Here is a 20,138-nt window from a genome sequence, read left to right on the forward strand (position 1 = left end):
GCATGCATTGCTCGGGGGCCGGACGGCTCAGGCGCCGGCCCCCGCTCGCTCAGACCGACAACAGCAGGAATTCGCGCTCCCAGGAGCTGATCACCCGCTTGAAATTTTCATGCTCGGCGCGCTTGACCGCCACGTAGCCGCGCACGAACTTCTCGCCCAGGTACTTGCCGGCGGCCTGGCAGGCCTCCATGCGCTCCAGCGCGGCCTCCAGGGTCAACGGCAGGCGCAGGTTGCGCCGCTCGTAACCACGGCCCTTGACCGGCGCACTCGGGTTGATGCCCTCGACCATGCCGATGTAGCCGCACAGCAGGCTCGCCGCCAGGACCAGATAGGGGTTGGCATCGGCGCCGGCCAGGCGGTTCTCCACCCGACGGTTCTGCGGGCCGGCTTCCGGCACGCGCAGGCCGACGGTGCGGTTTTCCTCGCCCCACTCGACGTTGACCGGGGCCGAGGTGTCCGGCAGGAAGCGGCGGAACGAGTTGACGCTCGGGGCGAACAGCGGCAGCAGCTCGGGAATGAACTTCTGCAGGCCGCCGATGTGGTGCAGGAACAGCTCGCTCATGGAGCCGTCTTCGTTGGAGAAGATGTTCCTGCCGGTCGTCACGTCGACCACGCTCTGGTGGATGTGCATGGCGCTGCCCGGCTGATCGGTGATCGGCTTGGCCATGAAGGTCGCCGCCACGTCGTGCTTGAGCGCAGCCTCGCGCATGGTGCGCTTGAACACGGTGATCTGGTCGGCCAGGTGCAGGGCGCCACCGTGACGGAAGTTGATTTCCATCTGCGCCGGACCGTCTTCATGGATCAGGGTGTCGAGGTCCAGGTTCTGCAGCTCGCACCAGTCGTAGACATCCTCGAACAGCGGATCGAACTCGTTGGCCGCGTCGATGGAGAATGACTGGCGGCCGACCTCGGGGCGCCCGGAGCGGCCCATCGGCGCCTCCAGGGGGAAGTCCGGGTCGCTGCAGCGCTTGGTCAGGTAGAACTCCATCTCCGGGGCGACTATCGGCTGCCAGCCCCGGTCGGCGTACATCTTCAGCACTTTCTTGAGGATGTTGCGTGGCGACAGTTCGATCGGGTTGCCCTGCTTGTCGAAGCTGTCGTGGATCACCATGGCGGTCGGTTCGAGGGCCCAGGGCACCAGGAATACCGCGTTCTCGTCGGGGCGGCAGAACATGTCGATGTCCGCCTCGTCGAGCAACTCGTAATAGATGTCGTCCTCGACGTAGTCGCCGGTGACGGTCTGCAGCAGCACACTCTCGGGCAGGCGCATGCCCTTCTCGTCGAGGAACTTGTTGGTCGGCGAGATCTTGCCCCGGGCGATACCGGTAAGATCGCTGACCAGGCATTCAACTTCGGTGATTTTGCGTTCTTTCAACCAGCTGGTGAGCTGGTCCATTTTGGTACTCATAGAGACCTCAAGGGTTTATAGAAAGCCGACTTCTTTATAGTCGGTTCGGCGTTGCCCCGCCCTCTTCCTGCAAGCCTCACCAAAGGCCTGAAAGATGGCGAGATAATCTGGGTTGGATGCTACCTGCCACTCGGGGTGCCATTGCACCCCCAGGGCGAAGCTTTGTGCACCTTCGACGGAAAAAGCCTCGACCAACCCGTCGGGCGCCAGTGCCTCGACGCGCAGGCCCGGCGCCAGACGCTCAACGCCCTGGCCATGAATGGAATTGACGCGAATCTCGCTCGCCAAGCCGAGGCCGGCGAGCAGGCCGCCCGGCTGCACCTGCAGCGGGTGGCGCGGGGCATACTGCACCTGCAGCGGTTCATGCGCCGGCTCGCGATGGTCCATCAGCCCGGCGACCTCGTGCACCCGCTGGTGCAGGGTGCCACCAAAGGCCACGTTGATTTCCTGGAAGCCGCGACAGATGCCCAGCAGCGGAATGCCGGCGGCGATCGCCTGGCGGATCAACGGCAGGGTGGTCTGGTCACGCGCCGGATCATGGGCAGTGCCGGCCACGCTGGCGGGGCCACTATAATGATGCGGTTCGACATTGGAGGGCGAGCCGGTGAACAGCAGGCCGTCCAGACTGGCGAGCAGGGTCTGCGGGTCGAGCAGCTCGCCCAGCGCCGGAATGATCAGTGGCAAGCCGCCGGCGCCGACAGCGACGGCGCGAACGTACTTATCGCCGGTGATATGGTGCAGATGCTCACCGACCATCTTGGTGCAGGCGGTGACGCCGATTAACGGCTGGCGCGACATGGGACACCCGTTTTATTGCTGTTATGGGTTTGGACGGAGCTTAGCGTTGTTCATTTTTTTTCACAATAGCCATGTAAAAAATTGAACACACCCCGCTGAGCACCGCGCCAGGCAAGGTGGCGCACCACCCTCGCACCCGCGCAAATGCCCTTAAATTGGCCACACAGCCTCTTTTTGGGGCAGAACGAGCCACTCTTGACAGCGTCAGGTGTTTAAGATTGACTCATACCCGTGCAATTGCATGATTGATATTTTTAACAAAAAAGGTGTTGCATCATGTCGGTACCCCCGCGTGCCGTTCAGCTTAATGAAGCGAACGCGTTCCTTAAGGAACATCCTGAGGTCCAGTTCGTCGACCTTCTTATTGCAGATATGAATGGCGTGGTGCGCGGCAAGCGCATCGAACGCGCCAGCCTCCACAAGGTGTACGAGAAAGGCATCAACCTGCCCGCCTCGCTGTTCGCCCTCGACATCAACGGCTCCACGGTGGAAAGCACCGGCCTGGGCCTGGATATCGGCGACGCCGACCGTATCTGCTTCCCCATCCCCAACACCCTGTGCAATGAACCCTGGCAGAAGCGCCCCACCGCGCAGCTGCTGATGACCATGCACGAACTGGACGGCACGCCCTTCTTCGCCGACCCACGGGAAGTGTTGCGGCAGATGGTGGAGAAGTTCGACGAACTAGGCCTGACCATCTGCGCCGCTTTCGAACTGGAGTTCTACCTGATCGACCAGGAGAACGTGAACGGCCGTCCGCAGCCGCCGCGCTCACCGATTTCCGGCAAGCGTCCGCATTCGACCCAGGTCTACCTGATCGACGACCTCGACGAGTATGTCGACTGCCTGCAGGACATGCTCGAAGCCGCCAAGGAGCAGGACCTGCCGGCCGACGCCATCGTCAAGGAAAGCGCCCCGGCCCAGTTCGAGGTCAACCTGCATCACACCAAGGATGCGCTCAAGGCCTGCGACCACGCGCTGCTGCTCAAGCGCCTGATCAAGAACATCGCCTACGACCACGAGATGGACTCGACCTTCATGGCCAAGCCCTACCCGGGCCAGGCGGGCAACGGCCTGCACGTGCACATCTCGCTGCTCGACAAGAAGACCGGGCAGAACATCTTCACCTCCGAAGATCCGCTGCAGTGCGACGTGCTGCGTCACGCCATCGGCGGCGTGCTGGAGACCATGCCGGCCTCGATGGCCTTCCTCTGCCCCAACGTCAACTCCTACCGGCGTTTCGGCGCCCAGTTCTACGTGCCCAATGCGCCGAGCTGGGGCCTGGACAACCGTACCGTGGCGGTGCGGGTACCGACCGGCAGCCCCGATGCGGTACGCATCGAGCACCGCGTCGCCGGCGCCGATGCCAACCCCTATCTGATGATGGCCGCGATCCTCGCCGGCATTCACCACGGCATGACCAACAAGCTCGAGCCGGGCGAACCGATCGAGGGCAACTCCTACGAGCAGCTCGAACAGAGCCTGCCGAACAACCTGCGCGACGCCCTGCGCGAACTCGATGACAGCGAAGTACTGAACAAGTACATCGATCCGAAATACATCGACATCTTCGTCGCCTGTAAAGAGGCCGAACTGGAGGAGTTCGAGACCACCATCTCCGACCTCGAGTACAACTGGTACCTGCACACCGTGTAAGCACGACCCGACGCCGGCCCCGAGCCGGCGTCGTTTTATCCAGCCGGCACCGTCCACTGCCCGAACACTCTGGCCGCGCCCGTTCGCCTGCGTCCCGGCGACACCTTGCCGTGCTCAACCCGCCTGCGCGCCGCACAGGCGCCTTTGCTCACAGGGAGAGCCCCATGCCCCGCCTGATCGCTTCGCTGCTGCTCACACTGACCCCGCTGTTGACCCAGGCCGCGCAGACCGTCCCGGCGGAAGCAGGCCAGGAACAGATCAGGGTCTACAACTGGAACGACTACATAGCTCCCCAGGTGCTCGAAGCCTTCGAGGCCGACACCGGCGTGCGGGTCGAATACCGCACCTTCACCACCGCCGAAGAACTCAACCAGGCCCTGAGCAATGGCGAGGCCTTCGACGTCGCCGTGCCCTCCAACGATGCCCTGAGCGCCCTGATCGCGGCCGGCAGCCTGCAGCCGCTGGACTTCGCCCGCCTGCCCAATCGTCGCCACCTGGACAAGGAACTGCTGAGCAAGCTGGCCGCGGTCGACCCGAGCAATCGCCATGCGGTGCCCTACCTGTGGGGCGCGGTGGGCCTGGCAATCAATACGCCCAAGGCCGAGGCGGCCTTCGGCGGGCCGCTGCCGGACAGCTGGAGCCTGCTGTTCGATGCCGAGCAGAGCGCGCGCCTGGCGAACTGCGGCCTGAGCGTGCTGGACGCGCCGGATGAAACCCTGTCGCTGCTGCTCAATTACCAGGGTCGGCGCCTGGCGCGCAGCGCGCCGAGCCGCATCGAGCGCGCCGGCAGCCTGCTGGCCGGACTGCGGCCGCACCTCAAGTATGTCTCCAGCGACCGCTACATCGACGACCTCAACAACGGCAGTCTGTGCGTGGCCATGGCCTGGGTCGGCGACGCCCTGGCCGCCGCCGATGCCGGCCAGCCGGTACGCTTCGTGGTGCCGAACGAGGGCTCGGTGCTGTTCATCGACAACCTGGTGATCCCGCGCAACGCGCGCCGCGCCGACCTCGCCCACCAGTTCATCGACTACCTGATGCAGCCCAAGGTCGCCGCCCTGATTACCGAGGAAACCCTCTATCCCAATGGCAACGCCGACTCCAAGGCGTTTCTCGGCGAAGCCCTGCGCGACCAGCCGGGGCTCTATCCGGACCGCGACACCAAGCGCCGCCTGTTCGCCCTGGAAAACCTGACCGACAAGCACCGCGAGGCCCTCGAGGGCGTCTGGAAAGGCTTTCGCGGCACCGACTGAAGCATCGGGCCGAGTCTGCCGGCTTGCCTGCGGGGCGCCGGCTGACGTCCAATAGCGCATCCCTTGCCGAGATGATCGCCATGCCGCGCCCCGCCACCGCCCGCAAACCCCGCGCCAGCAGCCAGGCTCGCATCGCCGTGATCCTGGCGACGGCCCGCGAACTGCTCGCCGAACAGGGCGTGGCCAGCCTGTCGATCTACGCCGTGGCCGAGCGTGCGGCCATACCGCCGTCCTCGGTCTACCACTTCTTCGCCAGCGTGCCGGCCCTGCTCGAGGGCCTCACCGCGGATATCCACGCGGCCTTCCGCGCCTGCCTGCAGGAGCCGGTCGCCCATGCCGAACTGCGCGACTGGCGTGACCTGTCGCGTATCGTCGAGCAGCGCATGCTGGCGATCTACGCCCGTGATGCCGCGGCGCGCCAGCTGATCCTGGCCCAGCACGGCCTGAGCGAGGTGACCCAGGCCGACCGCCAGCACGACATCGAACTGGGCCAGGCGATGCAGGCCCTGTTCGAACGCCACTTCGCCCTGCCGCCGCTGCCGGACGATGTCGATGTCTTCGCCCTGGCCATGGAACTGGGCGACCGGGTCTACGCCCGCTCGGTGCAGCTGCACGGCCACATCAGCCCGCGGCTGGCCGAGGAGGGCATGCGCGTGTTCGACGCCTACCTGGGCCTGTACCTGCCGCCCTGCCTGCCCAAGCGCGCCGCCCCCCTGGCCTGACCCCGCCGCATCGACACCCGCCGGGCCCCTCGGAGTGCTTCCATGGCCGCCCCTGTCGCCACAAAACGCAGATTTTTATCCGTGTTTTTATCGAAATAACCATTGATATAAAAAAAACAGGCTTTCAAAGCGGATTTTTATCGGCTATAAAGTCACTCAGTAGCCGACGACCCCGCGTCCGCCGGCACCCCACCGTCACCGCTCGTCTGCTAGCGTGTAACGACCACCGCTCATCGTTCTTACGAGGTGTTCCATGTCCCGCATCGTCACCGTCGCCGCCACCCAGATGGCCTGTTCCTGGAATCGCGCCGCCAATGTCGCCAACGCCGAGAAGCTGGTGCGCCAGGCCGCCGCCCAGGGCGCGCAGATCATCCTGATCCAGGAATTGTTCGAGACCCCGTATTTCTGCCAGAAGCCCAACCCGGACTACCTGCAGCTGGCCACCACGGTCGAGACCAACGAGGCCATCGCCCACTTCCAGAACGTCGCCAAGGAGCTGCAGGTGGTGCTGCCGATCAGCTTCTTCGAGCTGGCTGGGCGCGCGCGCTACAACAGCATCGCGATCATCGACGCCGACGGCAGCAACCTCGGGATCTATCGCAAGAGCCACATCCCGGACGGCCCCGGCTACCACGAGAAGTACTACTTCAACCCGGGCGATACCGGCTTCAAGGTGTGGAATACCCGTTACGCCAAGATCGGCGTGGGCATCTGCTGGGATCAGTGGTTCCCCGAGTGCGCGCGCAGCATGGCGCTGCTCGGTGCCGAGATCCTGTTCTACCCGACTGCCATTGGCAGCGAGCCGCACGACCCGAGCATCAGCTCGCGCGACCACTGGCAGCGTGTGCAGCAGGGCCACGCCGGCGCCAACCTGATGCCGCTGGTGGCCAGCAACCGCATCGGCCGCGAAGACCAGGACGGCTACCACATCACCTTCTACGGCAGCTCCTTCATCGCCGACCAGTTCGGCAAGAAGGTCGAGGAACTGAACGAGACCGAGGAAGGCGTGCTGGTGCACCAGTTCGACCTGGACCAGCTGGAGCACATCCGCAGCGCCTGGGGCAGCTTCCGTGATCGCCGGCCGAACCTCTACGGCCCGATCAAGACCCTGGACGGCTACCTGGAATCCTGACCCTCTTCCGCGGGCGCGGCTCGGATGGCTTTTGCCAGCCCGAGCCGCGCCCGCCTCTGCCCATGCAGGTATATGCAATGACCACCCTCAACAGCACAGCCCGCGCCGACGGCTTTCGCATGCCGGCCGAGTGGGAAACCCACAGCCAGACCTGGATGGTCTGGCCGGAGCGCCCGGACAACTGGCGCCTGGGCGGCAAGCCGGCGCAGAGCGCCTTTACCGCGGTGGCCAAGGCCATCGCCGAGTTCGAACCGGTGAGCGTCTGCGTCTCTGCCTCCCAGTATGAGAACGCCCGCGCGCGCCTCGACCATCCCAGCATCCGCGTGGTGGAGATCAGCAGCGACGACGCCTGGGTCCGCGACACCGGGCCGACCTTCGTCAGCAATGGCCTGGGTGAAGTGCGCGGCGTCGACTGGGCCTTCAACGCCTGGGGCGGCTTCGACGGCGGCCTGTACTTCCCCTGGAACCGCGACGACCAGGTGGCCAGCAAGATCCTCGAGATCGAGCGCTGCGCGCGCTACCGCACCGAGGGCTTCGTCCTCGAGGGCGGCTCGTTCCACGTCGACGGCGAAGGCACCCTGATCACCACCGAGGAGTGCCTGCTCAACCGCAACCGCAACCCGCACCTGGGGCGCGAGGCGATCGAGCAGATGCTGCACGAGTACCTGGCAGTCGACACCGTGATCTGGCTGCCGGACGGCCTGTACAACGACGAGACCGACGGCCACGTCGACAACTTCTGCTGTTACGTGCGCCCCGGCGAGGTGCTGCTGGCCTGGACCGACGACCCGCAGGACCCCAACTACCCGCGCTGCCAGGCGGCGATGCAGGTGCTGCAAGGCGCCCGCGACGCCCGTGGTCGCCAGCTGATCGTGCACAAGATGCCGATTCCCGGGCCGCTGCACGCCACCGCCGAGGAGTGCGCCGGGGTCGACCTGGTGGCCGGCACCCAGGAGCGCAGCCCCGAGGTGCGCCTGGCCGGCTCCTACGTCAACTTCCTGATCGTCAACGGCGGCATCATCGCGCCCTGCTTCGACGACCCCAAGGACGAGGAAGCCCGCGCCATCCTCCAGGGCCTGTTCCCCGAGCACCGCGTGGTCATGGTGCCGGGCCGCGAGATCCTCCTCGGCGGCGGCAACATCCACTGCATCACCCAGCAGCAGCCGGCGGCCTGACCTCGAGGCGCCCGATCGCCGGACCGCCGGACCGCCGGAGCGCTCAGCGTGCCAGGGCGCGCTGGGCACTCTCCGGGTCCAGCGCCTGCTGGGCCTGGTACTGGCTGACGAACACCTGGCCGCCGAAGCACTCGATGAAGTCCGAGCGCTTGAGCTGGTCCATCACCGGCCCCTTGACCTCCGACAGGTGCAGCTGCACCCCGGCGCTGCGCAGGCGCTCGGCGATGGCCTCCAGGCTGTCCAGGGCACTGGCATCGATCAGATTGACCCCCGAACACATCAGCACCAGGTGGCGCACCAGCGGCCGCGCCGCGATCAACTCGCCGATGCGCTCCTCCAGGTAGCGCGCATTGGGGAAATACAGGCTCTCGTCGACTCGCAGCGACAACACGCTGGGGCTCTGCACCACCGAATGCCGTTCGACATTGCGAAAGTGCTCGCTGCCCGGCAGCTGGCCGACCACCGCCACGTGCGGCCGGCTGGTGCGCCAGAGGAACAGCAACAGCGACAGGCCGACGCCGAGCAGGATGCCGTTCTCGACCCCGAGCAGCAGCACCCCGCCCAGGGTCGCGCCCTGGGCCGCGCCATCGGCCCGGGAGAAGTGCCAGGTGCGCTTGAGCGAGCCGAGGTCGACCAGGCCGAGCACGGCGACGATGATGGTCGCCGCCAGCACCGCCTGTGGCAGGTTGTGCAGCAGCGGGGTGAACAGCAACACGCTGACGGCAATGCCCGCCGCGGTCATGACCCCGGCCATGGGCGTCTGCGCGCCCGCCTCGAAGTTGACCACCGAGCGGGCGAAGCCGCCGGTCACCGGAAAGCCACCGCTGACCGCCGCCACCAGGTTGGCGGCGCCCAGGCCGAGCAGCTCCTGGTCCGGCTCGATGCGCTGGCGACGCTTGGCCGCCAGGGTCTGCGCCACCGAAACGGACTCGACGAAGCCGACCAGGCTGATCAGCACCGCGGCCGGCAGCAGCTGCAGGGCCAGTTGCAGGTCCAGCACCGGCAGGCGCAACCCCGGCAGGCCCTGGGGAACCGCCCCCACCACCTTGACCCCGGCCTGATCCAGCTGCAGCCAGGTCACCAGCAGGATCGAAACGACGATCGCCAGCACCGGCCCGGCCTTGGCCAGGTCGCCGGCCAGCGCCGGCGCCACGCCGCAACGCAGCAGGCAGGGCTTGAGGTAGCTGCGCACCCACCACAGCAGCAGCAGGCTGCCGGCGCCGATGGCCAGGGTCGTCCCGTGCAGCGCCGGCAGCTGGCCGAACAGCGCGGGCAGCAGCTGCCAGAGGGTTTCGCCGCCGATGGCGACCCCGAAGATATGTTTGAGCTGCCCCACCGCGATCAGAATCCCCGAAGCGCTGATAAAACCGGAGATCACCGGGTGACTGAGGAAGTTGGCGACGAAACCCAGGCGCAGCATGGCCATGGCCACCAGAAACAGCCCGGACAGCAGCGCCAGGAGCATGGCCGCGCCAACGTACTCGGCGCTGCCCGGGGCGAACAGCGGCCCGAGGGTGGCCGCGGTCATCAGCGACACCACCGCCACCGGCCCCACCGCCAGGGTGCGGCTGGAACCGAACAGGGCGTAGCCCAGCAGCGGCAAGATGCTCGCGTACAGCCCGCTGACCGGCGGTAGGCCGGCGAGCATGGCATAGGCCAAGCTCTGCGGAATTAGCATCAGGCTGACGATCAGCGCGGCCAGCCCGTCCTGGCCGGCCTGCCAGCGGTTATAGCCGTGCAACCAGCTCGGACGCCAGTTCATCCGAGCACGTTCAGCGGGATCTTCAGGTAGCGCGTGCCGTTGTCCTCGGCCGGCGGCAGCTCGCCGCCGCGCATGTTGACCTGCACCGAAGGCAGGATCAGCGCCGGCATGTCCAGCTCGGCGTCGCGGGCGCGGCGCATGGCGACGAAGCTCTCCTCGTCGACGCCCTCATGCACCTGCACGTTATGCGCGCGCTGCTCGGCCACCGTGGTCTGGTACAGGTGGTGATCGCGTCCCGGCGCCTTGTAGTCGTGGCACATGTACAGGCGCGTGTCATCGGGCAACGCGAACAGCCTGTGGATCGAGCGGTACAGGGCCCGTGCGTCGCCGCCGGGAAAGTCGCAGCGGGCGGTGCCGTAGTCCGGCATGAACAGGGTGTCGCCGACGAAGGCGGCATCGCCGATCAGGTAGGTCATGCACGCCGAGGTGTGCCCCGGAGTGTGCAGCGCCTGGGCCTCGAGGCCGCCGACGGCGAAGCGCTCGCCGTCGCGCAGCAGCCGGTCGAACTGACGCCCGTCGGTGGCGAATGCCTCGCCGGCATTGAATAGCTTGCCGAAGGTCTCCTGAACCTGGGTGACCCGCTCGCCGATCGCCAGCCGGCCGCCCAGCTCTTGCTTGAGGTAGGCGGCGGCCGACAGGTGGTCGGCATGCACGTGGGTTTCCAGTACCCAGTCCAGCGTCAAGCCCTGCGCGCGGACGTGGGCGACCAGGCGGTCGACCCCGACATGCGAGGTGCGCCCCGCTGCCGGATCGTAGTCCAGCACCGGGTCGATGATGGCGCAGCGGCCGCTGGCCGGATCGCTGACCACATAGCTGTAGGTGGACGTGGCAGCATCGAAGAAGGCGACGATTTCAGGCGACATAACAACTCCTCCACTCGGCGGCCCGCAGGCCGCCGGCGAACTTGACCTCAGCCCTTTGCCTTGCAGCTGGAGATGCCCAGCAGCGAGTAGCCCGGGCACACGCGCAAGACGCCAGTGGCCAGCGGCACCAGACCGATCCAGCCCCACAGGCCGATCGTCCCACTCAGGCTCAGGCCGATCAGAATCAGGCCGGCGGCGATGCGCAGGCCGCGATCGAGGGTTCCCACATTGCGTTTCATAATGACCTCCAGGTCAGTGGTTGCGCCGAGATTCCAGCGCGGTAAACAGCAGCATTCCGGCCAGCATGGCCAGCACGAACAACAGGATCTGCCAGTGGCCGCCGAGCAGGATGGCCAGCGCCGGGCCCGGACAGATACCGGCAATACCCCAGCCGATGCCGAACACCAGGCTGCCGACGATCAGTCGCCGATCCAGCTCGCGCTTGACCGGCAGCTGCATGGGCGCGCCTAGCAGCGAGCGTGACCGTCCCTTGGCCCAGGCCAGGGGGGCGGCGGCGACGCCGATGGCGCCGGCCATCACCAGCAGCAGCGACGGATCCCAGGCCCCGGCCAGGTCGAGAAAGGCGAGCACCTTGCTCCGGTTGGCCATGCCCGAAAGCAGCAGGCCCAGGCCAAAGATCAGTCCGGCCAGCAACGCCATCAGTTTGCGCATGTTCAACCTCCCAGCAGATGACGCAGGACAAACACCGTGGCGAATCCGGCTGCCATAAAGGCCAGCGTCGCCACCAGCGAGCGTGGCGACAGCCGCGACACCCCGCAGACGCCGTGGCCGCTGGTGCAGCCGGAACCGTAGCGGGTGCCGAGGCCGACCAGCAGGCCGGCCACCAGCAGGCCGAGCCAGCCGCTCTGGAACTCGATCCGCGGCAACGCCGCGAACAGCCCCCAGAGCAGCGGCGCCAGGAGCAGGCCGAGCAGGAACATCGCCTTCTCGCCACGCCCCTCGCCCCCCTCCAGCACGGCGCCGAGCAAGCCGCTGATCCCGGCAATGCGCCCGTTGCATAACACGAACAGGGCGGCGGCCAGGCCGATCAGGGCGCCGCCGGCCAGCGACGTCCAGGGGGTGAAGTGAAGCCAATCAACGCTCACGGGGTTTCCCCTGCGCAGAACAGTTGATACAGGGTGTTGATCACCGCCAGGGCGGCCGGGCTGCTGATGCTGTAGTAGATCTGCTTGCCCTCGCGGCGGGTCGCCACCAGGCCCTCGCGACGCAGCACCGCCAGTTGCTGGGACAGGGTCGGCTGCTGGATCCCCAGCAGGGATTCCAGCTCGCTGACGTTGCGCTCGCCTTGCGACAGCTGGCAGAGCAGCAACAGCCGGTCTGGATTGGCCAGAGCCTTGAGCAATTGCCCGGCCGCATCGGCATTGGCGCGCAGCTGCTGGATATCCAGCGCCTGTTCGGAAGCATTCATGAGTACAGCCTCAATTAAACTAAAAACAATATATGTTTTCATATAGTGACTGGCAAGCCCCGGCCGCCGGCATTGCCCGGATCCCGACCAGCGGCCACCGCGGCGTGAGGTACGCCCTCGCGGCAGGCAGAAAAAAGCCCGGAACAGGGTCCGGGCTCAACGGTTTCATCGCGGTCGAGCAGGATGCAACTGCTCGACTGCGCCTTCCCCCTGAGTGGGGGCTGCCATCAGAACAGCGGCAGGGTGTAGCTGAGGATCAGGCGGTTTTCGTCGATGTCGTTGGTGAAGTTCGAGCGCACCATGGCGTTGCGCCAGCGCACCCCGAGGTTCTTCAGCGCGCCCTGCTGGAACACGTACATCAACTCGGTATCGCGCTCCCATTCCTTGCCGTTGCCGGCCGCGCCCAGATCGACGTTGTCGCCGCTGAGGTAGCGGGTCATGAAGGTCAGGCCGGGCACGCCGATGCTGGCGAAGTTGAAGTCGTAGCGCGCCTGCCAGGAAGTCTCGTCCTTGTTGGCGAAGTCGCCGATCTGCACGTAGTTGACCAGGAACGGGTCGGTACCAGCGAGGTAGGCGGCACCGGTGTCGCCGCTCATCTTCTGGTAGCCCAGCCCCAGGCTATGGCCGGCCAGGCCGTAGGTGAGCATCGCCCCCAGGGCCTTGTTGTCGACGTTGCTGCGGCCGTCGTCGGTGGAACGGGCATAGCGCAGGTCGGCCTTCAGGCTCTGGCCTTCGCCCAGCGGCAGTACATGCACCAAGTTGAAGGAGTTCTGCTTGTACAGGTCTTCCAGGTTGGAATAGTAGTAGCCGGCGGTCAGGTCCTGGGTCAGCTTGTAGTTGCCGCCGAGGAACTGGAAGGAGTCGGTGGTCTTGTCGCCCGTGACCTTAATGTCGCTCTTGGTACCGATAGTCATCGACAGGTCTTCGAAGTCACCTGAGTTGCGGTTGTTGACCTCGCGCAGGTAGCCGCCATCGAGGGTCAGGCCGTCGATTTCCTGGGAGATCAGCTGGCCGCCCTTGAACACCTGCGGGGTCAGGCGGCTGTCGCTGGAGGCGATGGCCATGTTCTTGAACTGCATGCTGCCCACGCGCAGGGTGCTCTTGGACAGCTTGGCCTTGGCGGCCACCGCCAGGTCCGAGGAGTAGTCCTGGGAGCCGCCCGAACGGTCGGGCACCAGCAGGCCGCTGCCCGCCGTGCCATCGCCGGAGTCCAGCTTGAAGCCGAGCATGCCGATGCTGTCGATACCGAAGCCTACGGTGCCCTCGGTATAGCCGGAGTCCATGCGCAGGATAAAGCCCTGGGCCCACTCCTCAGCCTTGGATTGGCCTTTGTTGCCGCCTGGCTGGCGGAAGTCACGGTTGAAATAGAAGTTGCGGGCTTCCAGGCTGGCCTTGCTGTCCTTGATGAACTCGGCGTTGGCGACTTGGCTCAGGGACAAGCCCAGGGTGCCGGCGGCTACGGCCAGCGCCAGGGAGGTCTTTCTCATTATGGTTTTCTCCAGTGTGTTGAGGGTGGCACTTCGACACGGGCACCGGCTTCGGCAACGAAGCGGCAGGCACGCAACGAATTCGGTGGGCTCACTCGCGCAGATCGGGCCTGCCGGGCAACGGGCGGGGGGAGCGGAATTTCAGCCGCGGCGGCCTGCCGGAGCAGACACGCCAGGCGGGCATGGCCGCCACGGATGCGGATGCGGATGCGGATGCGGATGCGGATGCGAGCAGGTTCGCAGTCAGGACTGGCATGAGAGGCCTCGACAGTTTTTTCGACTTGTTTTTGTCATTTCGTCGAAATGGGCTGACGAGCCATGAGCAGTTAGTGTGCCAAGCGCCCGCCGGCAGGCGGCGGGCGCTCTATCCCGATGGCGGTGGGGAAACGAAAGGGGATCGCGGTCAAGCGCACCCGCCGCAATAGGCGGAATTTCGCCGAGTTGGCAGGCGACAACGGCGGCAAATCGCCAACCCGGTAACTCTCTTTCAGGCGTAGACGATCTGGTTCTTGCCCTGGCGCTTGGCCTGGTACATGGCCGCATCGGCGCGCGCGAACAGCGCATCCAGGCTGGCATCGTCGCCGCGCAGGCTGGTCAAGCCCTGGCTCGCGGTGACGCCGAACTGCTTGCCTTCATGACTGAAGCTCAACCGCTGCACTTCGCGCTGCAGGCGCTCGGCGATCTGCTCGGCCAGCACCGGCTCACAGCCGGGCAGCAGGGCGGCGAACTCCTCGCCACCGATACGCCCGAACAGGTCGCCGCGGCGCAACACCGAGGCGCCGCACTTGGCCAGTTGCTGCAGCACCTGGTCGCCCATCTGGTGGCCATAGCTGTCGTTGATCTGCTTGAAGTTGTCCAGGTCGAGCAGGAGGAACGCCAGCGGGTTGCCGAACTGCCGGGCGAGCAAAAATTCTCGCTGGGCGCACTCGAAGAAATGCCGGCGGTTGCTGCTCTGGGTCAGCACGTCGGTGGTCGCCAGGCGTTGCAACTCGCCTTCCAGCTGCTTCTTCTCGGTGATGTCCTCGGCGATACCGACCACCACCAATGGCCGACCGGCCTCGCAGTGGCGGCTGACGAAGCACTTGTCGTTGAGCCAGCGCAGCTGCCCGTCGCCACGGATGATGCGGTACTCGCGGGACTCGACCGCGCCGGTTTCCAGCACCTTGGCCAGGCTTTCGACGGCGAAGTCCAGGTCATCCGGATAGATGCTGTTGCGCCACTCGGCGTAGTCGGCCAGCAACAGCGCCGCCGAGCGGCCGAAGATCCGCTCGTAGGCCGGGCTGACATAGATCACCCGCTGGGCCTGCCAGTCGAAGGCCCAGAGCACGGCATTGACGCTGCCGAGCAGGGTGCTGAACAGCCACTCGCGCTCGCGCAGGCGCTCGACCTCGCCGCGGCAATGCAACAAGGCCAGGGTCAAGTCTTCCAGTTCGCTGGGAATGTTGTTGTGCTCGACCACTACATCGATTTCCTGACGAAGACCGGGGCGATAAACGCAGCATAGTGGGTCGCCAGCGCAATGCACGGGACGCCCACTAGCTGGTGAGCGTAGCCGTCCGCGAGCCTGTTTGCCTCGACCTAGAGCCCCTGCGCCGCAAAGCGCCGGCGCAAAAAAATGCCCCGAACCAGTCGGGGCATTGGCGGCTCAGGCGGCCGTGGGGCGCAACGAGTAGGTCTTCAGCTGCTCGGCAAAGTCGTGCAGCGACTGGATGCCACTGGCCTCGGCCTCGTGGACCCATTGCTTGATCGCCTCGAGCATCTCGTGGCCGTTGGAGCTGGTCCTGACCCAGATCTGCTGCAGTGCCAGGCGCTTCTCGTAGATCACCTTGAGGACCTGGCTCTGCGCCAGCATGGCGTCGATGCGCCGCTGGTGCTGCTCGTCGAGCAGGCTGGTCTCGCGCGCCAGCAGGCGCTTGGCCCGGCGGAACAGGTGGCGGACCGACTCGTCGGCCTTGGCCAGCTCCAGCTTGACCAGCGGCGCGATCACCAGCTGGCGGTACTGCGCCATGATCTGGAAGCGGTTGTTGAGGATGGCCATGGCGGTGTCCATGTCCAGGCTGCGCTTGCCGCTGACCCGGTGGGCGATCGGCGCCACCCGCTGCACCTTGGCCAGGCCCAGCAGGCGGAACAGCTGGATCCACGCCCAGCCCATGTCGAACTCCCACTTGCGCACCGACAGCTTGGCCGAGTTGGGGTAGGTGTGATGGTTGTTGTGCAGCTCCTCGCCGCCGATCAGGATGCCCCAGGGCAGCAGATTGGTCGCGGCATCGCGGCACTCGAAGTTGCGATAGCCGACCGCATGGCCTAGTCCATTGATCACCCCCGCCGCCCAGACCGGGATCCACATCATCTGAATGGCCCACACGGTGATGCCGATGACGCCGAACAGGGCCAGGTCGATCAGGGCCATCAGGGCAATACCGCCGGTCGGATAGCGCGAATAGAGGTGGCGCTCGACCCAGTCGTCCGGGCAGTTCTTGCCGTAGATGCGCAGGGTTTCCGGGTTCTTCGCCTCTTCCTGGTAGAGTTCCGCGCCCTTGCGCAGCACCGTGCCCAGACCCTTGATCACCGGGCTGTGCGGATCCTCGACGGTCTCACACTTGGCGTGATGCTTGCGGTGAATGGCCGTCCATTCGCGGGTGTTCTGCCCGGTGGTCAGCCACAGCCAGAAGCGGAAGAAATGCTTGAGCGCCGGGTGTAATTCCAGGGCGCGATGGGCAGAATAGCGATGCAGATAGACCGTGACGCTGACGATGGTGACGTGCGTCATCAGCAAGACAGCCGCGATCACCTGCCAGGCCGACAGATCGAGAAAACCGTTGTACCACATGGATGCTGCTGCCTCTTGCAAAGAAACACGCGGCCCGGCTCCAACAAGCAGGCCTAAAAGTATTATCCCTGACCGAAGACAAAAAACCAGTTGGCCTTTTAGATAAGACTGCCGCGGCTTTCTGTACCTCTATAATCCACAGACTTTTTCGAGTACTCCAGCCATGCGCATGGATGCCGGCGCGCTGCGCCTGACCCTCGGTTACCTGCTGCTCGCCACGCTCTGGGTGCTGCTGAGCGATCGACTGCTCGCCGGCCTGGACCTGTCCGTCGAGCGGCTCGAGCAGCTGCAGTCGCTCAAGGGGGTGGCCTTCGTGGCGGTGACCGGTATCTGGCTGTACCTGCTGCTGCATTGCCATGCGCTCGCCCGCGAACAGAGCTGGCTGAAGCTGAAGGCTAATACCGAACGCCTGAACCTGGCCCTGGACGCCGCCCAGGACGGTCTCTGGGACTGGGATCCGGGCCGCCGCCAGGTATTTTTCTCGCCCAGCTATGCCGCACTGCTCGGCCTCAGCCAGGCCGAACTGGGCACTACCCGCGAGGCCTGGGCCGCGCGCCTGCACCCGGACGATTGCGAGAACGCCCTGCATGCCCTGCTGGCGCTCGATCGTCACGGCCACTACCAGGACACCCACCGCCTGCGCCACCGTGACGGCAGCTATCGCTGGATCCTCGCGCGCGGCCGCCTGCTGCTCGACGGCCAGGGCCAGCCCTACCGCTTCCTCGGTATCGCCAGCGACATCACCCAGCGCCGCGCCGACGAGGAAAGTCTGCGCCAGGCCGCCGCGGTGTTCGACGCCACCCACGAGGGGGTGCTGGTCACCGACCGCGACCAGGTGGTGGTTCACGTCAACCCGGCCTTTACCCGCATCACCGGCTACAGCGCCGAGGAAATGCTCGGCCAGCAGCCCTCGCTGCTCAAGTCCGGGCGTCACGACTCAGCCTTCTACCACGCCCTGTGGAACGCCCTGCAGAGCCGCGGCGCCTGGAGTGGCGAGGTCTGGAACCGGCGCAAGAGCGGCGAGATCTATCCGCAATGGCAAAGCATCCGTGCCATTCGCGATGAGTCGGGACAGATCAGCCACTACGTGGCGGTGTTCTCCGACATCAGCGTACTGAAGCGCTCGCAGAACGAACTGGACTATCTCGCCCACCATGACCCGCTGTGCAACCTGCCCAACCGCCTGCTGTTCACCGAACGGGTGGAGCACGCCCTGGAACGCGCCAGCCCCGAGCAGCCTGGGGCGGTGCTGCTGATCGACCTGGACCACTTCAAGCACATCAACGAGAGCCTTGGCCACAATGTCGGCGACCTGCTGCTCAAGGCGGTGGGGGAACGCTTCAGCGGCCTGCTGAGCAAGGGCATGACCCTGGCGCGCCTGGGCGGCGACGAGTTCGGTCTGCTCTGCGAACACTGCCAAGACCCGGCCCAGGCGGCCGGAGTCGCCCAGCGACTGCTGAGCTGCCTGGGCAAGCCGTACCAGCTCAACGGCCACGAGCTCTACCTCAGCGCCAGCATCGGCATCCGCCTGTTCCCCAAGGACAGCGACAGCCTCGAGCGGGTGCTGCGCGATGCCGACTCGGCGCTGTTCAAGGCCAAGAGCAGCGGACGCGAGAGTTACGCCTTCTACGCCGAGGAACTGACCGAGTTCGCCCGCCTGCGCATCGAGCTGGTCAGTGCCCTGCACCACGCCCTGGAGCACGACGAGCTGCGCGTGCATTATCAGCCGCTGCATGACCTGGCCGACGGCGCCCTGATCGGCGCCGAGGCGCTGGTGCGCTGGCAGCACCCGCAGCGTGGCCTGGTGCCCCCCGGCGAATTCATTCCGGTCGCCGAGGACAGCGGCCTGATCGGCGCCATCGACGCCTGGGTGCTGGAGCAGGCCTGCCGGCAGATGGTCCGCTGGCAGGCCCAGGCCCAGGAGCAGGTACCGCGCTTCGTCGCCGTCAACGTCTCCAGCCGCCTGTTCGGCCGCGAGGGCCTGGATCGCCAGGTGGCCAAGGTGCTGAACGATACCGGCCTCGACCCCGGCCGCCTGGAGCTGGAGGTCACCGAAAGCGCGATCATGGCCAACCCGGATGCGGCGCTGGGCCTGCTTCACCGCTTGCGTGCCCTGGGCGTGCGCCTGGCGATCGATGATTTCGGCACCGGCTACAGCTCCCTGGCCCGGCTCAAGCGCCTGCCGGTGCACAAGCTCAAGCTCGACCAGAGCTTCGTCCGTGGCCTGCCCCATGACGCCGACGACGTCGCCATCACCCGCGCCGTGGTTGCCCTGGGCCACAGCCTGGAGCTCAAGGTGCTCGCCGAAGGCATCGAACAGCCCGAGCAGGTCAAATTTCTCCGCCAGATCGGCTGCGACTATGGCCAGGGCTACCACTTCGGCCGTCCGCAACCGGCCGTGGCACCAGCGCCCGGCCCTCAGCCGGTCTGCTGCAGCTCAGGCCATGATTAGGTAGCCCCGCCATGCGTGTGATGATCCTGGAAGACGACCTCTGGATTGCCGACCTGCTCAAGCAGATCGTCCTCAGCCTGCGCTCGGGCGCCGAGGTCAGCTGCCTGGACCAGGTGGCCGAGGCCCTGGCCGACTGGCAACAGCACGGCGCCGACCTGGTGATCAGCGACTGGAACCTGCCCGATGGCCCGGGCACCCGCCTGCTGGAACGGGTACGCCTGGACGACCATGAACTGCCGCTGGTGATGATTACCGGGCGCGCCGACCGCGCCAGTGTCATGCAAGTGCGCGCCCTGGGCATCAAGGCCTTTATCAGCAAGCCATTCCAGATGAGCCACGTCGCCACCAGCCTGGACAAGCTGCTGCCGCCGGTACACAAGCGCCCCGACTCGAGCACCGGCGCCTGCGAGGAGGACCTGCTGGCGCACCTGGCGACACTGTCGCCCGCCCAGCTGGACCTGCCGCTGAGCCAGGCGGTCAGGGACCGGCTGCTCGACAGCTTCAAGGGCGCGCCCCTGGACCTGCGCCAGCTGGCCGAGGACTGGCGGCACGACCCGGCCCTCGGCGCCCGGCTGATCGCCGCCGCCAACAGCAGCGCCTACAGCGGCGACGCACGCCCATGTACCAGCCTGCTCGAAGTCCTGCAGCGCCTCGGCGCCACCACCAGCCTCAACCTGGCCACCGGCCTGGCCCTGCGCCAGACCAGTTCGCTGGAAAACGCGCAGCTGCGCACGCTGGCCGAGGCCCATCTGGATGCCAGCGAGCGTCTGGCGGAAAGGAGCGTGCAGCTGGCCCGCCAGTGCGGCCTCAATCCGGCGCCCCTGCACAGCGCCGCCCTGCTCCACCGCATGGGCGAGCTCTGCGTGCTGTACCAGGTGCAGGAATGGGCAGACCGGGGCCAGCATCCGGATACCAGCCAGATCAGCCAGGCCATCGCCCGCTTCAGCGGTCCCTTCGCCGTTGCCATCAAGGCGCGCTGGCAGCTGCCGATGGCCTTACGCGAACTGATCGGTGCCTGCTATGGTCTGCCCAACACCAGCATCAAGCGCGAACTGGCGATCATGTTCCTGGCCGCCAGCGAGCTGGCCGCGACACCCGACCAGGCGCTGCTGGCACGCTTGCGCCGCCTCGCGGGACTGTCCTGACCCACCAGCGCCCGGCCATGAACGACTAG

General features: G+C 66.2%; 18 protein-coding genes. 7 read left to right on the forward strand and 11 right to left on the reverse strand.

What is annotated here, in order from left to right:
• Positions 1-49: 49 nt before the first annotated feature.
• Both AB5S05_RS08035 and AB5S05_RS08040 read right to left on the reverse strand, forming a co-directional pair.
• Positions 50-1,408 carry a glutamine synthetase family protein gene (locus AB5S05_RS08035; protein WP_369286980.1) on the reverse strand — a complete coding sequence of 453 codons (1,359 nt, stop codon included), beginning with the start codon at positions 1,406-1,408 and terminating at the stop codon, positions 50-52.
• A 15-nt stretch (positions 1,409-1,423) separates the two neighbouring features.
• Positions 1,424-2,206: a gamma-glutamyl-gamma-aminobutyrate hydrolase family protein gene (locus tag AB5S05_RS08040; RefSeq protein ID WP_369286981.1), complete on the reverse strand. Its 783-nt coding sequence runs from the start codon at positions 2,204-2,206 to the stop codon at positions 1,424-1,426.
• Positions 2,207-2,482: 276 nt separating this feature from the next.
• On the opposite strand from AB5S05_RS08040, the gene AB5S05_RS08045 reads away from it, so the two are divergent.
• From AB5S05_RS08045 to aguA, 5 genes are all read left to right on the forward strand, one after another.
• Positions 2,483-3,862 carry a glutamine synthetase family protein gene (locus tag AB5S05_RS08045; RefSeq protein WP_369286982.1) on the forward strand — a complete coding sequence of 460 codons (1,380 nt, stop codon included), beginning with the start codon at positions 2,483-2,485 and terminating at the stop codon, positions 3,860-3,862.
• Positions 3,863-4,026: 164 nt separating this feature from the next.
• Positions 4,027-5,112 (forward strand): extracellular solute-binding protein, encoded by a 1,086-nt coding sequence (locus AB5S05_RS08050; protein WP_369286983.1) that lies wholly within the window; start codon positions 4,027-4,029, stop codon positions 5,110-5,112.
• 80 nt (positions 5,113-5,192) lie between these two features.
• The gene (locus AB5S05_RS08055; protein ID WP_369286984.1) at positions 5,193-5,834 is read left to right on the forward strand and encodes a TetR/AcrR family transcriptional regulator; all 642 of its coding nucleotides are present in this window, start codon (positions 5,193-5,195) and stop codon (positions 5,832-5,834) included.
• Positions 5,835-6,087: 253 nt separating this feature from the next.
• A complete protein-coding gene (aguB, locus tag AB5S05_RS08060; protein ID WP_369286985.1) occupies positions 6,088-6,966 on the forward strand; it encodes an N-carbamoylputrescine amidase in 879 nt (292 codons plus the stop codon).
• A gap of 77 nt (positions 6,967-7,043) precedes the next feature.
• On the forward strand, positions 7,044-8,141 hold the full coding sequence (aguA, locus tag AB5S05_RS08065) for an agmatine deiminase (RefSeq protein WP_369286986.1): 1,098 nt from the start codon (positions 7,044-7,046) through the stop codon (positions 8,139-8,141).
• Positions 8,142-8,184: 43 nt separating this feature from the next.
• On the opposite strand, the gene AB5S05_RS08070 is transcribed toward aguA, so the two are convergent.
• From AB5S05_RS08070 to desA, 9 genes are all read right to left on the reverse strand, one after another.
• Entirely contained in the window at positions 8,185-9,903 is a 1,719-nt protein-coding gene (locus tag AB5S05_RS08070) for a SulP family inorganic anion transporter (RefSeq protein ID WP_369286987.1), read from the reverse strand.
• Entirely contained in the window at positions 9,900-10,766 is an 867-nt protein-coding gene (locus AB5S05_RS08075; protein ID WP_369286988.1) for an MBL fold metallo-hydrolase, read from the reverse strand. The genes AB5S05_RS08070 and AB5S05_RS08075 overlap by 4 nt, the downstream gene beginning before the upstream one ends.
• Positions 10,767-10,813: 47 nt before the next feature.
• Positions 10,814-11,005 carry a YgaP family membrane protein gene (locus AB5S05_RS08080; protein WP_369286989.1) on the reverse strand — a complete coding sequence of 64 codons (192 nt, stop codon included), beginning with the start codon at positions 11,003-11,005 and terminating at the stop codon, positions 10,814-10,816.
• 13 nt (positions 11,006-11,018) lie between these two features.
• Positions 11,019-11,438, reverse strand: a complete 420-nt coding sequence (locus AB5S05_RS08085; RefSeq protein WP_369286990.1) for a DUF6691 family protein — start codon at positions 11,436-11,438, stop codon at positions 11,019-11,021.
• Between the two features lie 2 nt (positions 11,439-11,440).
• The gene (locus AB5S05_RS08090) at positions 11,441-11,872 is read right to left on the reverse strand and encodes a YeeE/YedE family protein (RefSeq protein WP_369286991.1); all 432 of its coding nucleotides are present in this window, start codon (positions 11,870-11,872) and stop codon (positions 11,441-11,443) included.
• Positions 11,869-12,195, reverse strand: coding sequence for an ArsR/SmtB family transcription factor (locus AB5S05_RS08095; protein ID WP_369286992.1), 327 nt, complete (start codon positions 12,193-12,195; stop codon positions 11,869-11,871). The genes AB5S05_RS08090 and AB5S05_RS08095 overlap by 4 nt, the downstream gene beginning before the upstream one ends.
• A 227-nt stretch (positions 12,196-12,422) precedes the next feature.
• Positions 12,423-13,682 carry an OprD family porin gene (locus AB5S05_RS08100; RefSeq protein WP_369286993.1) on the reverse strand — a complete coding sequence of 420 codons (1,260 nt, stop codon included), beginning with the start codon at positions 13,680-13,682 and terminating at the stop codon, positions 12,423-12,425.
• Positions 13,683-14,169: 487 nt separating this feature from the next.
• Positions 14,170-15,141, reverse strand: coding sequence for a GGDEF domain-containing protein (locus AB5S05_RS08105; RefSeq protein WP_369286994.1), 972 nt, complete (start codon positions 15,139-15,141; stop codon positions 14,170-14,172).
• A gap of 186 nt (positions 15,142-15,327) precedes the next feature.
• Positions 15,328-16,512, reverse strand: coding sequence for a delta-9 fatty acid desaturase DesA (desA, locus tag AB5S05_RS08110; protein WP_369286995.1), 1,185 nt, complete (start codon positions 16,510-16,512; stop codon positions 15,328-15,330).
• Between the two features lie 163 nt (positions 16,513-16,675).
• On the opposite strand from desA, the gene AB5S05_RS08115 reads away from it, so the two are divergent.
• Entirely contained in the window at positions 16,676-18,964 is a 2,289-nt protein-coding gene (locus AB5S05_RS08115) for a putative bifunctional diguanylate cyclase/phosphodiesterase (RefSeq protein ID WP_369286996.1), read from the forward strand.
• Between the two features lie 11 nt (positions 18,965-18,975).
• The gene (locus AB5S05_RS08120) at positions 18,976-20,109 is read left to right on the forward strand and encodes an HDOD domain-containing protein (protein WP_369286997.1); all 1,134 of its coding nucleotides are present in this window, start codon (positions 18,976-18,978) and stop codon (positions 20,107-20,109) included.
• Positions 20,110-20,138: the final 29 nt, after the last annotated feature.

Origin of the sequence: Pseudomonas zhanjiangensis (assembly GCF_041027545.1) — a bacterium.
GTDB lineage: Bacteria > Pseudomonadota > Gammaproteobacteria > Pseudomonadales > Pseudomonadaceae > Aquipseudomonas > Aquipseudomonas zhanjiangensis.

What these genes read in the sequence shown, in the direction of transcription:
- AB5S05_RS08035 (WP_369286980.1), bottom strand. Translation starts at nt 1,408, where the DNA reads ATGAGTACCAAAATGGACCAGCTCACCAGCTGGTTGAAAGAACGCAAA.
- AB5S05_RS08040 (WP_369286981.1), bottom strand. Translation starts at nt 2,206, where the DNA reads ATGTCGCGCCAGCCGTTAATCGGCGTCACCGCCTGCACCAAGATGGTC.
- AB5S05_RS08045 (WP_369286982.1), top strand. Translation starts at nt 2,483, where the DNA reads ATGTCGGTACCCCCGCGTGCCGTTCAGCTTAATGAAGCGAACGCGTTC.
- AB5S05_RS08050 (WP_369286983.1), top strand. Translation starts at nt 4,027, where the DNA reads ATGCCCCGCCTGATCGCTTCGCTGCTGCTCACACTGACCCCGCTGTTG.
- AB5S05_RS08055 (WP_369286984.1), top strand. Translation starts at nt 5,193, where the DNA reads ATGCCGCGCCCCGCCACCGCCCGCAAACCCCGCGCCAGCAGCCAGGCT.
- aguB (WP_369286985.1), top strand. Translation starts at nt 6,088, where the DNA reads ATGTCCCGCATCGTCACCGTCGCCGCCACCCAGATGGCCTGTTCCTGG.
- aguA (WP_369286986.1), top strand. Translation starts at nt 7,044, where the DNA reads ATGACCACCCTCAACAGCACAGCCCGCGCCGACGGCTTTCGCATGCCG.
- AB5S05_RS08070 (WP_369286987.1), bottom strand. Translation starts at nt 9,903, where the DNA reads ATGAACTGGCGTCCGAGCTGGTTGCACGGCTATAACCGCTGGCAGGCC.
- AB5S05_RS08075 (WP_369286988.1), bottom strand. Translation starts at nt 10,766, where the DNA reads ATGTCGCCTGAAATCGTCGCCTTCTTCGATGCTGCCACGTCCACCTAC.
- AB5S05_RS08080 (WP_369286989.1), bottom strand. Translation starts at nt 11,005, where the DNA reads ATGAAACGCAATGTGGGAACCCTCGATCGCGGCCTGCGCATCGCCGCC.
- AB5S05_RS08085 (WP_369286990.1), bottom strand. Translation starts at nt 11,438, where the DNA reads ATGCGCAAACTGATGGCGTTGCTGGCCGGACTGATCTTTGGCCTGGGC.
- AB5S05_RS08095 (WP_369286992.1), bottom strand. Translation starts at nt 12,195, where the DNA reads ATGAATGCTTCCGAACAGGCGCTGGATATCCAGCAGCTGCGCGCCAAT.
- AB5S05_RS08100 (WP_369286993.1), bottom strand. Translation starts at nt 13,682, where the DNA reads ATGAGAAAGACCTCCCTGGCGCTGGCCGTAGCCGCCGGCACCCTGGGC.
- desA (WP_369286995.1), bottom strand. Translation starts at nt 16,512, where the DNA reads ATGTGGTACAACGGTTTTCTCGATCTGTCGGCCTGGCAGGTGATCGCG.
- AB5S05_RS08115 (WP_369286996.1), top strand. Translation starts at nt 16,676, where the DNA reads ATGCGCATGGATGCCGGCGCGCTGCGCCTGACCCTCGGTTACCTGCTG.
- AB5S05_RS08120 (WP_369286997.1), top strand. Translation starts at nt 18,976, where the DNA reads ATGCGTGTGATGATCCTGGAAGACGACCTCTGGATTGCCGACCTGCTC.